This window comes from Candidatus Methylomirabilis sp., assembly GCF_028716865.1.
GTDB lineage: Bacteria > Methylomirabilota > Methylomirabilia > Methylomirabilales > Methylomirabilaceae > Methylomirabilis.
Window position 1 is genome coordinate 1 of the sequence record NZ_JAQUOY010000044.1, and the last position, 10918, is coordinate 10918.

Sequence of the window (10918 nt, forward strand, 5' to 3'; positions counted from 1 at the left end):
CCGTAGGAGTCTGGACCGTGTCTCAGTTCCAGTGTGGCCGGTCGCCCTCTCAGGCCGGCTACCGATCGTCGCCTTGGTAGGCCGTTACCCCACCAACTAGCTAATCGGACGCAGGCTCCTCCTTTGGTGGAAGCTGCTTACGCTCGCCCCCTTTGGTTCTCACAGGATCCCCATAAGAACATTGTCCGGTATTAGCCCACTTTTCAGCAGGTTATCCCGATCCGAAGGACAGATTACCTACGCGTTACTCACCCGTTCGCCGCTTTACTCATCCCGTTGCCGGGACTTTCTCGCTCGACTTGCATGTGTTAGGCACGCCGCCAGCGTTCGTTCTGAGCCAGGATCAAACTCTCCAAATTAGAACGCACGAGGTACTAGCCTCGAAGCAGGTTTCCCTTGGCGGGTCACCCGCTCTGGCTTACTTCATCCGCCATCAAGTCAGTAGCAACGATATTCTATTATCAAAGAACGGTATTCAGAATCCAGCGACTTCGTTCTACATCTTACTTTATATAATATACAGCGTCATGCGCGAAACGTCAATGGCAAACATTCAATTGCCGAGTGCTTAAAATACAGTACGGCATTATCTCTGTCAAGTGTTTTTTCGTGGTTGTATGCTCTTTTTAATACGCCGAAAAAATCGCTTTCCCACCCTCAGCACATATTCTTGATCCGTCGGCACCTTCGCATATTCATCTCGTATGACTTCCCCGTCAAGACTGACTCCACCCTGGCGGATCAATCGCTTGGCTTCCGAGATGCTTTTTGCGCCGCTTGAGGCCGCAATCAACCAAGCGAGAGGCACCGTATTCTTAATGCCTTCCTCTTGATCGATATGGCCCTCTGGGACCTGGAACTCAAGGATGACATCTGGCAGTCTCTTTTCCCTGAAAATTCGATCGAATTCGTGAGCCGCCTCATCGGCGGCCTGCTCTCCATGATAGAGCGCAACCAGCCGTCTGGCCACGTCTGCTTTAGCGCTCCTGGGATGAAGTGTGCCGAGCTTCAGTCCTTCTTCCATTGCCTCTATAGCGTCCGGCGACATCCCGGCGACCAGCTCGGCATATTTCACAATGAGTGCGTCCGGGATCGACATCGTCTTCCCGTACACCTCTCTGGCCGGCTCATCAATCCCGATGTAGTTACCGAGACTCTTGCTCATCTTTTGAACCCCATCAGTTCCTTCAAGCAGAGGCGTGATGAGCGCGACTTGGGGCTCCTGACCATGATCCCGCTGTAGCTCCCGTCCCACAAGCAGGTTAAACTTCTGATCGGTGCCGCCTAATTCGACATCAGCCCTGAGTACGACGGAGTCATGTCCTTGAGCCAGCGGGTACAGGAACTCATGGACGCCAATAGGTCGTCCCTCCCGGTACCGCTTTTGAAAATCGTCCCGCTCTAAAAGCCGAGCCACCGTATATTGTGCCGCCAAACGGATCACGTCGGTAAAGCCCATTTGATTCAGCCATTCACTGTTAAAACGGATCTCGGTTCGGCTTTGATCGAGGATCCGAAAAATCTGCTTCTTGTAAGTTGTCGCGTTGGCCTGAATCTCCTCAACGCTCAGTGGCTTACGGGTCTCTGACCTGCCCGTTGGATCGCCGATCATACCGGTGAAATCGCCGATCAGGAATATCACTTGGTGGCCAAGATCCTGGAACTGGCGGAGCTTCCTCAGTACGACCGTATGGCCGAGGTGCAGGTCCGGCGCTGAGGGGTCGGCGCCGAGCTTAACCCGGAGCGGGACACCGGTCCGCAGTGAGCGCTCCAGCTTCCCGAGTAGCTCTTCCTCGGAAACGATCTCCACCACGCCATGCCGGAGGGCACAAAGTTGCTCATAGGCTTGCGCTTTCACATCATTCATCTGTCATTTCTCCGCGAAGTTCGTGGATGCCTTTTTAGCATAATGGTTGCCTCGCTGCAATCCCAAACCCATCTTCGCCGTAGTCTTGTAATCTTCGCAAGGCGACAAATGCGGCGATGCTTGTGAAGGCTCCAACCCCTCTGTTATAGTGGTATACATTATAGTGTTGAGTATATTGAGTGTTGCAGTGATCGTCCCTCCCAATACCAAAACTTAGAGGCATAATCTATGCGGCGACCGTCCAGGGCTACCGTTGCTGTAATCTGGTCCTTCCTGTTGCTGATGGCCAGCTCATTAGGAGTCCTCGGAGGCCTGTTCGTTACCTACCTTCGAGACCTCCCGACACTTGACGCACTTGAGGAATATCAGCCCAGCCTCGTGACCACACTCTATTCAGACCACGACGAACCTTTTGCCGCCTTCTTTGAGCAGAAACGCTTCTGGGTTCCGCTGGATAAAATCCCACGCCATCTTATCAATGGAATTATCGCGGTTGAGGATGCTCAATTCTATCAGCATCGTGGAATTAATTTTCGAGGCATCGCCAGAGCGCTTCTGGTAAATCTTCGCGCTCTGCGCCCCGTTGAAGGAGGGAGTTCCCTCACGCAACAGTTGGCGAAGTTGCTGCTCCTGACGCCGGAGAAACACCTTTCCAGGAAAATCAAGGAGGCCATCCTAGCGATCGAAATCGAGAAACAGTATTCAAAAGCAAAGATCCTTGAACTCTATCTCAATCAGGTCTACTTCGGACATGGCGCCTATGGGGTAGAGTCTGCCGCCCAAACCTACTTCAAGAAGTCTGTGGATCAACTTAACCTCGCCGAGGCTGCAACCCTCGCCGGGCTGCCGCGGGCGCCCAACTACTATTCTCCCATTACCGATAAGGAACGGGCGATACGTCGCCGAGACCATGTATTGACCCGGATGTCTGAGGAAGGATTTATTACTCATGAGCAAGCCGTTTCCGCTTCCAGCGTTACCTTCGACGAATTTTCGTTCGAAAAAACCCGTAACCTCGGCCCCTACTTCGTCGAGTACATCCGCCAGCAACTGGAAGAAAAATACGGTACGTACGCCGTATACCATGGCGGCCTGAAGGTCTACACCTCACTGAACATCAGTGCACAGCGGAGCGCGGAGGCGGCTCTGATCGAAGGATTGAGGGAGATCGACAAGGTCAGAGGCTTTCGTCCTCCTCATACACGATCCTCAACCGCCGTAGTGTCCGGCAAAAGCTCCCCCCCCTCGTACCTTATCCCGAAGGTAGGTGAGACCCTCAGCGCAACAGTCACAAAGATTCTGCCAAAGACGATCACGGTTCAGGTCGGTAGCTATCAGGGCGACATTGCCCTTGACAAGGTGCCGTGGCTGAACACCTCCCAACCACCCCAACAGCTTCAGCTCGGTATGGAGGTAAAGGTCCAGGTCTTGAGCGTCAATAAACGAAAAAAGACTCTCGATCTGAACCTTGAACAAGATCCCGAGATCGAGGGCGCTTTCCTCGCCATCGATCCGAGGGACGGCGGCATCAAGGCGATGATAGGCGGGTACGATTTTGAGCGATCCAAATTCAACCGTGCGCTCCAGGCCAGACGACAACCCGGCTCAGCTTTTAAACCGTTTGTCTACGCCGCAGCCTTTGATCGCGGATTCACCCCTTCCACAATCGTCAACGATGTACCCGTAAGCTACCCACTCCTTGTAGACGGCAAACGAATCGAATGGAGGCCAGTAAACTATGACCGGAAGTTCCGCGGTCCGACCACATTACGATACGGACTCGAACACTCCATCAATGTCGTCGCGGTGAAGCTCATCGAACGGATCGGAGTCGATCCGGTCATCGATCTGGCCCATAACCTCGGGATCGAGAGCACGCTACGGAGAGAATATGCCCTGGCCCTTGGCGTCTCAGAGGTCACATTATCGGAGATGGTCTCGGCCTTCGGTGTCTTTGCTCACTCAGGTATCCGGCTTCCCCCTTACGGCATTAGAAAGGTAGTGGACAGCAAGGGGGCACTCCTGGAAGAGTACGCCCCGGTGAGCCGGCGAACAATGAGGGAGGAGACAGCGTTCATCTTGACTAATGTATTGAAAGGTGTCGTTGAGCGAGGGACTGGGTCACGAGCACGCGTACTGGGAAGACCTGTCGCGGGTAAGACAGGAACTACTCAGGAAGCGACAGATGCCTGGTTTATCGGGTATACGCCTGACCTTGTTGCGGGGGTCTGGATTGGCTATGATACCAAGCGATCACTTGGGCCGCACGAATCGAGCGCCACTCTTGCCGTTCCCATCTGGACTCGCTTCATGCAACGAGTCCTTCAGGATACTCCACCAGAAGAGTTCCCTGTACCGGAGAACGTGGCATCGGTAGTGGTGAACTACTCTACTGGGCGCCCCACCACCCTCGACGACAAGGACGCCATCAAGGAGTTTTTCTTCAAGTAGCATTCCATTCTAAGGGAAGACAGGCGGAGAGTGCGGAGTCCGGCGGGAGTAGGCGGCTATGCCTAAAGCCTTCAGTCTTTAGTCTAAACCCCTGACTGCTATTTTCTGCAGAACTAACTTGGCCAGCCGATGTACTGCCCATCTTCCCAAAGCTCAACCATTCTGTTCACGATGGTCAGTCGGTCTTCAAATCGTTCGCTTTGTGAAAGGGCTTGATCAGTCGGCCAGAGATCCCATAGGGGAGGACGCGAGACCGCACTAAGACTGAAGTAGCTCTCACGCAGCCTCGCAAGAGTTTTCTTATTACAACGGAGCAGGTTGGAAGTGGGAACAATCAGCGGCTTTGGATTGTCGAACAGATGCCCCCAGTGCAGGCAGTCGCGAAGGTTGATTCCCGTGAGACGGCAGGCCAGCCGCGCAAACTCCATAAACCACACAGTGGTTCGACCGCACACCAGACAGCCCTGGCAGTCGTCATGAACGACGACGGGGACATAGGCCTCCGCCATCGGCCCACCAGTCAGGATCCATTGCACACCACGATAATGGTGAAAGTGCAACTTCGATGAGGCAGCTTCGGCTCGACTCGGAATCGGCTCATACCGGCCAGTACGAGCTGGTACGACCGACCATCTCTCGCACGCAACGCGCGGTAGCGAGGCCAGTGGGGTCGTTCTCATCCGTTTAGTTTCATTCCCCAATTTCTTCACCATGCCGGCAAGTACGTTTTCCCTAAGGGCGCCGCAGCGCTATTGGTTGCCGAATCCGCAATATCCTTATCGCTGTCAATCGATCTTGTCAACTCTTTCCCACCCGTTCTTACGCCTCAGTCTACACGCGTGAGGTAAAACAGTGCAGTGATTCCCTTGATCTTCTCAGACGCCAGATCGACCTCATGGAAGCAAGATCGTCCGAAGGGTTGTTCGCTCCTGCACCATCTCGAGTGCTCTTGACAACTCCATGAGAGGAAGGCGGGCAGTGATAAGGCTGGCTACTGGAACCTCACGGCGGACAATGGCCTGGACCGCGCTGGCGAAATCGCCCGGAGTATGGTGATAGATTGGGACGATTTGGATTTCTTCGTAATGTAACCGATGCAGGTCGAGTGAAAGGCCAGTGCCCTCAGCCACTCCGCTGAAGGCGATCAACGTACCACCCCGACCCACTGCCTCAAACGCTTCCTGGTACGCCTGCGTACTTCCTACCACCTCAATAACGATATCGGCCATCTCCGTCCCGAAGGCTTCGCGCACACCCGCCCCCAGCGGCGCTCCGACAGTATTCAGTGCTTCGTCCGCGCCGAAGTACCTTGCAAGGGCCAGACGGTCGTCGTGATGGTCCAAGCTCAGGAGACGGATCGACTGCCCGTAGCGGTGACGCAGGACGGCTATGAACATCAGGCCGATCGGTCCGGCTCCTATGATCACGATACGATCCCCATCGGACACCTGCATGCGTCGGATGGCGTGCATGACGCACGCGAGCGGCTCAGCCAAGGCTGCCTCCTCAAACGGGACCTGCGGGGACAGCTCATGCAGGTTCACCTCCACGATCCGTCCAGGGATACGAATATAGGGGGCGAAGGCGCCGTTGTTGTACAGGAGCCGCTCGCACATGCTCTGACGAGAACGCCGACACGCGCGACAGCGGGCCGCCGGAGACGGAACGGTACAGGGGGCCGAGTTGGCCGCAACCACCCGTATTCCCGGCTGCCATCGAATATCTGCTTGCTCCCCTCGCGCCACCACAACCCCGGCCCACTCGTGCCCGAAGAGCCCTGGGATCGTAATCATCGGGTGCGATCCACGCAGATAGACCTTACGGTCCGTAAAATCGATAGAGGCGGCTTCAACCCTGGCCAGGAGATCCTTCGGGCCTATCGGAGGAATCGGCACCTCCTCCAACCGCACATCTCCCGGACCGTGAAGCACCGCCGCTACCATCGTCCGGTTCAGGATCTCAACGGGAATCATGCCGCGACCGTTCCGTTTGTGTAAAACACGATCTTGGTGGCCTGCCCTTCTCGCTGGAGGCGCGCGCCCTCAGCGAACCGACTCAGGTCGAAACGATGGCTGATAAGGGGGGCGGTCCGGATCTGTCCGGAGGCCAGGAGTCGAATCGCCTCTTTCAGTTCCACCGGCGTGGACGAATAGGTTGCCGTAAGAGACAGCTCCTGTCGGTAAAAGATGCCCAGGTCGATCGTCATGCGTCCGGCCTCACCCGCATCAGCAAACAGGTTGATCTTTCCGCCGGCGCGCAGGGCGCCAAGCGCCGCTTCCACCATCGACGCGCTGACCGCAGTCAGAATAGCCCCATCGATCCCGTCCTCTTCAGTGACCGAACGAAGCGCTCTTCGTGGATCCGCTCCGGCCACATTCAGGGTCGTCTCAATCCCGAGCGTTCGAGCCAACTCCAGACGCTCCTCGCGAATATCCACACAGATCGGCCTCGCGCCGAATACGACAACGGCCTGCGCGACCAGCAACCCCATACCTCCCGCGCCGACCACCACGATCTGATCTCCGGCCTGCACATCGGATCGCTTCACCGCCCGCAATGCGCAGGCCAACGGCTCCATAAAGATGCCGACGTCGTCCGGGAGTCTCTCAGGAAGCGCAAAGGCCGTCTGCGCGACATGCAGGGCTGGAATTCGGACATACTCGGCGAAACCGCCCGGATCGATGTTGGTCGCTTTGAACTGGGGGCACATCGAGTCGTTGCCATGGCGACAGTAACGGCACCGTCCACACGGAACATGGTGCGCAATAGCCAGACGATCACCGAGGGCAAATCGCTGCATCCCCTCGCCGACCGCCTTGACCACCCCTACCAGCTCGTGGCCCAGCGGAACAGGCGGCTTCAGCGGCGTCCCGCCAAAGATCTTCCCCAAGTCGGAACCGCACAGGCCGCATGCCCGCATCTCCAGCAGCAGTTCCCCCGGTCCGACAGATGGAACCGGCAGCTCCGTCAGCTCAACAACCCCGGTTTCCAGCAGGCGAATCGCTTTCATCCGATCACTGCGCGGCTTCGGCGCCGACGCATTGTTCACAAGGGCAGTTCGCCCGTAGAGATTCATACGTATAGATGCCGGTGTCGTGCCCATCGCTCCAGGTAAAGTTCAGCGCATACCAGCCCACAGCGCGATAGTTGGTGATCTGCACCTCGCCGGGCTTCAGGACCGGACCGCTGAGGACCAGGAGATCTCTACTGTTGAGCCTCTTGCTCCTGGCATCATTGCAGGAGGCGCATGGGCAATCGCGCCGAAGATCATCGAACGAGTACACGCTGTGATGGCCGTCTCGCCATGTAATACTCAGAACCCGCTCTTGCCGATCAACGATTACCTCTGCCGGATCAGACGATCGTGTTGGTCTCATCCCTCACTCACTACTCCTGATCTCTGTCCAGACTACCGGGAAATCTACGCTGTTGTCGGACCACTCGACCTCGAGAGATCGCCCGAATGAGCAATCGTCCTTCATCGGTCTCCTGTTCGAGGTGAGGGATCAGGTCTCCATAGCGGATGATTACCTCTCCTGTCCTGGCAAAGATCTGGTTCGGATCGATCTTGTACCGCTCGATCCACCGCGTCACCTCAGCGATGGCCTCCTCCTTCGTGAGCAGCGGGGGCTCGCCCTCTTCAGCATCGGTCGGAATTGGCTCGCTGTCCTTACGCTCCGACTCATCGGCCACAACGTTCACCCCACTTTCGCCGACAGGCATCCACCGTATTTTTTAGGAGCATGGCTATCGTCATCGGACCCACCCCACCTGGAACCGGAGTAATCAGAGAAGCCTTTTCCGCAACCTCCGGAAACTCCACATCCCCCACTACTCTGCCGTCCGACAGGCGATTGACGCCGACATCAATGACCACAGCCCCCTCCTTGACCATGGAGCCGGTCACCAAACCTGGCTTGCCTGCCGCCACGACAAGGATATCGGCCTGTCGGGTATGAAAGGCAAGATCGCGTGTCTTGATGTGGCAGATGGTGACAGTGGCATGATGCTGCAGCAGCAGGAACGCCGTCGGTTTGCCGACCACCACACTCCACCCGACGATGACCGCATGTTTTCCCTCGATCACTATATTCGATCGATCCAGAAGCTCTAGAATGCCAAGCGGCGTGGACGCAACGAAGAGAGGACTCCCGACCAGCAATCCGCCCAGGTTGGAGGGGTGAAACCCGTCCACATCCTTTTCCGGGAGAATCGCCTCCAGGATTCGCCGTTCGTTGATGTGAGGGGGGAGCGGAAGCTGAACAAGAATGGCATGTACGACAGGGTCGCTGTTGAGGCGATTGATCTCATGGAGAAGTGACATTTCCGAAAGGTCAGCCGGCAGCTCGATCCGTACCGAGGTGATTCCCACCTCCTTACACGCCCTGGCCTTATTCTGCACGTAGGTCGCTGAGGCCGGGTCGTTCCCGACGAGGATCGTCGCCAGGCACGGAACCGCCCCAGTCTGCGCGGCCATTGCCTCGACTTCGAGCCGGACTTCCTGGCGAATCTCTGCCGCAATCGACTTGCCGTCGAGGATCCGTGCTGACATGCAGCCGCCTCAGGGCTCCCGCTGGATCCGTACGATCGAGGTTGAGCGGCCGGTCCGTTCGTCGATCTCCACCACCACTCCACACAGTCGCGGCGCACCGGTGGCTGGTCGGAACTGCTTCGGAAGACCGGACAGGAATTTGGCGATCGGCGCCTCAATCCCCATCCCGATGACCGAGTCATAACCACCCGTCATCCCTACATCAGTGAGGAACGCCGTCCCTCCAGGAAGAATCCGCTCATCAGCGGTCTGGACATGCGTGTGGGAGCCGATCACGGCAGATACCCGTCCATCGACATACCAAGCGAAGGCCTGCTTCTCTGCTGTCGCCTCACCATGAAAATCGACGAAGATCAGTGTCGTCTCTCGACGTAGCCTGCCGATCTCACGGTCAGCCACTCGGAACGGACAATCAAGCGTAGGCATAAACGCCCGTCCCTGCAGATTGAGCACTCCCACGATACAGCCACCTCGGTCTACCACCAGGCTTCCCCTACCAGGCGCCGATTCCGGATAGTTGGCCGGTCGCAGGAGTCGCTCCTTCTTCGAGATGTACTCTTCGACCTCCTTTTTGTCCCAGAGGTGGTTCCCGGAGGTCAGGAGATCAATACCGAGAGCAAACATCTCTTCAGCCACCGCGCCTGTGACACCGAAGCCGCCAGCCAGGTTTTCGCCATTCGCAATGACGAGATCGATCTTCTGCTCCTCGACCAAGCGCGGCAATACTGACGCCACGATCTCACGACCCGGCTTCCCGATCATGTCACCGATGAATAGGATTCGCACTTCGCACCGTAGACTTCAGGCTATTGAGCCTTGCATAAGTAATGTCGATAGCGGATATCTCCGTTCCGTTCATGGTGAGCCTGTCGAACCATGGGCAGATCAGCCTTCGACAAGCTCAGGCTGAACGGATAGGTATGTGGTTCATGTGCCATGACTTACGTAAGACCCATCGGGCTATTTGGCGTACTCCACTGCGCGCGTCTCGCGGATCACGGTCACCTTGATATGGCCAGGGTACTGCAACTCCTCTTCGATTCGCTTTGCGACATCCCGCGAAAGCTGATACGCCTGTACGTCCGATACCTCAGCGCTCTCAACGATGATGCGCACCTCGCGTCCGGCTTGAATGGCGTATGTCTTACTCACGCCCGCGAAGGAGTTCGCGATTCTCTCCAACCCCTCGAGCCGCTTCACGTAGCTTTCCAACAGCTCACGCCTGGCCCCGGGCCTGGCCGCCGAGAGCGTGTCGGCAATCTGGAGCACTATGGCCTCCAGGCAGGTGATCTCTACGTCCTCATGGTGGGCGGCGATCGCGTTCACCACCTTCGGACGCTCACCATACTTCTTGGCCAGTTCGGCCGAAATGGAGACGTGAGTCCCTTCCATGTTGACGTCGGCTGACTTCCCGATATCGTGGAGCATACCTGCCCGCTTGGCAACCTTGGCATCGAGCCCCAACTCGGCAGCCATTATGCCGGCGAGTTGCGCCACCTCTATCGTGTGTTGAAGCTGATTCTGCGAATAGCTGGTCCGGTACTTCAGCCGCCCAACCAGGCGCATAAGCTCGGGGTGAAGGCCGCTGATTCCCAGTTCGAAGGCCGCTCGCTCACCGGTCTTCTTGATGTCGTCATCGATCTCTCCCTTGACCTTCTCCACCAGTTCCTCGATGCGCGCCGGATGGATTCGCCCATCGGTGATGAGACGTTGTAGCGCCTCCTTGGCGATGGCCCGCCGGATCGGATCGAAACCGGACAGGATTACCGCTTCTGGGGTATCGTCCACGATCACATCAATCCCCGTTGCTCGCTCGAACGCTCGGATGTTGCGTCCCTCCCGACCGATGATCCGTCCCTTCATCTCGTCGTTCGGTAAATCCACCACAGAGACCGTTGATTCTATGATGAACTCAGGGGCACACTTATCAACAGCAACGGCCAGGATCTCTTTGGCCTTCGTCTCTGCCGTCGCCCTCGTCTCATCCTCAAGCCGTTTGAACAAGGCCATCGACTCGATCCTGGCCTCCTGCTCCAGATTCTGGAGCA

General features: G+C 56.9%; 10 protein-coding genes and 1 rRNA gene. 1 reads left to right on the forward strand and 10 read right to left on the reverse strand.

What is annotated here, in order from left to right; genetic code table 11:
- Both PHV01_RS12385 and tyrS read right to left on the reverse strand, forming a co-directional pair.
- Nucleotides 1-359 (reverse strand): 16S ribosomal RNA (locus tag PHV01_RS12385); the annotation flags it as partial.
- 236 nt (nt 360-595) lie between these two features.
- Nucleotides 596-1867, reverse strand: a complete 1272-nt coding sequence (gene tyrS / locus PHV01_RS12390) for a tyrosine--tRNA ligase (protein WP_337291468.1) — start codon at nt 1865-1867, stop codon at nt 596-598.
- 228 nt (nt 1868-2095) lie between these two features.
- On the opposite strand from tyrS, the gene PHV01_RS12395 reads away from it, so the two are divergent.
- A complete protein-coding gene (locus PHV01_RS12395) occupies nt 2096-4318 on the forward strand; it encodes a PBP1A family penicillin-binding protein (RefSeq protein ID WP_337291469.1) in 2223 nt (740 codons plus the stop codon).
- Between the two features lie 113 nt (nt 4319-4431).
- On the opposite strand, the gene PHV01_RS12400 is transcribed toward PHV01_RS12395, so the two are convergent.
- From PHV01_RS12400 to rny, 8 genes are all read right to left on the reverse strand, one after another.
- Nucleotides 4432-4998: a hypothetical protein gene (locus PHV01_RS12400; RefSeq protein ID WP_337291470.1), complete on the reverse strand. Its 567-nt coding sequence runs from the start codon at nt 4996-4998 to the stop codon at nt 4432-4434.
- Between the two features lie 213 nt (nt 4999-5211).
- Nucleotides 5212-6291, reverse strand: a complete 1080-nt coding sequence (locus PHV01_RS12405; RefSeq protein ID WP_337291471.1) for a zinc-binding dehydrogenase — start codon at nt 6289-6291, stop codon at nt 5212-5214.
- Entirely contained in the window at nt 6288-7328 is a 1041-nt protein-coding gene (locus PHV01_RS12410; RefSeq protein ID WP_337291472.1) for an alcohol dehydrogenase catalytic domain-containing protein, read from the reverse strand. Before PHV01_RS12410 ends, PHV01_RS12405 begins: the two co-directional genes overlap by 4 nt.
- A gap of 4 nt (nt 7329-7332) precedes the next feature.
- Nucleotides 7333-7695 carry a DUF971 domain-containing protein gene (locus PHV01_RS12415; protein ID WP_337291473.1) on the reverse strand — a complete coding sequence of 121 codons (363 nt, stop codon included), beginning with the start codon at nt 7693-7695 and terminating at the stop codon, nt 7333-7335.
- A gap of 10 nt (nt 7696-7705) precedes the next feature.
- Nucleotides 7706-8011 carry a hypothetical protein gene (locus tag PHV01_RS12420; RefSeq protein ID WP_337291474.1) on the reverse strand — a complete coding sequence of 102 codons (306 nt, stop codon included), beginning with the start codon at nt 8009-8011 and terminating at the stop codon, nt 7706-7708.
- Entirely contained in the window at nt 8001-8870 is an 870-nt protein-coding gene (gene folD, locus PHV01_RS12425; RefSeq protein ID WP_337291475.1) for a bifunctional methylenetetrahydrofolate dehydrogenase/methenyltetrahydrofolate cyclohydrolase FolD, read from the reverse strand. The genes PHV01_RS12420 and folD overlap by 11 nt, the downstream gene beginning before the upstream one ends.
- Before the next feature lie 9 nt (nt 8871-8879).
- A complete protein-coding gene (locus PHV01_RS12430; protein WP_337291476.1) occupies nt 8880-9656 on the reverse strand; it encodes a TIGR00282 family metallophosphoesterase in 777 nt (258 codons plus the stop codon).
- 174 nt (nt 9657-9830) lie between these two features.
- A partial coding sequence (gene rny, locus PHV01_RS12435) for a ribonuclease Y (protein WP_337291477.1) occupies nt 9831-10918 on the reverse strand: 1088 nt, incomplete at its 5' end.

Excerpts from the sequence above, each read along its gene's own strand:
- tyrS (WP_337291468.1), bottom strand. The coding sequence starts at position 1,867 with ATGAATGATGTGAAAGCGCAAGCCTATGAGCAACTTTGTGCCCTCCGG.
- PHV01_RS12395 (WP_337291469.1), top strand. The coding sequence starts at position 2,096 with ATGCGGCGACCGTCCAGGGCTACCGTTGCTGTAATCTGGTCCTTCCTG.
- PHV01_RS12400 (WP_337291470.1), bottom strand. The coding sequence starts at position 4,998 with ATGAGAACGACCCCACTGGCCTCGCTACCGCGCGTTGCGTGCGAGAGA.
- PHV01_RS12405 (WP_337291471.1), bottom strand. The coding sequence starts at position 6,291 with ATGATTCCCGTTGAGATCCTGAACCGGACGATGGTAGCGGCGGTGCTT.
- PHV01_RS12410 (WP_337291472.1), bottom strand. The coding sequence starts at position 7,328 with ATGAAAGCGATTCGCCTGCTGGAAACCGGGGTTGTTGAGCTGACGGAG.
- PHV01_RS12415 (WP_337291473.1), bottom strand. The coding sequence starts at position 7,695 with ATGAGACCAACACGATCGTCTGATCCGGCAGAGGTAATCGTTGATCGG.
- folD (WP_337291475.1), bottom strand. The coding sequence starts at position 8,870 with ATGTCAGCACGGATCCTCGACGGCAAGTCGATTGCGGCAGAGATTCGC.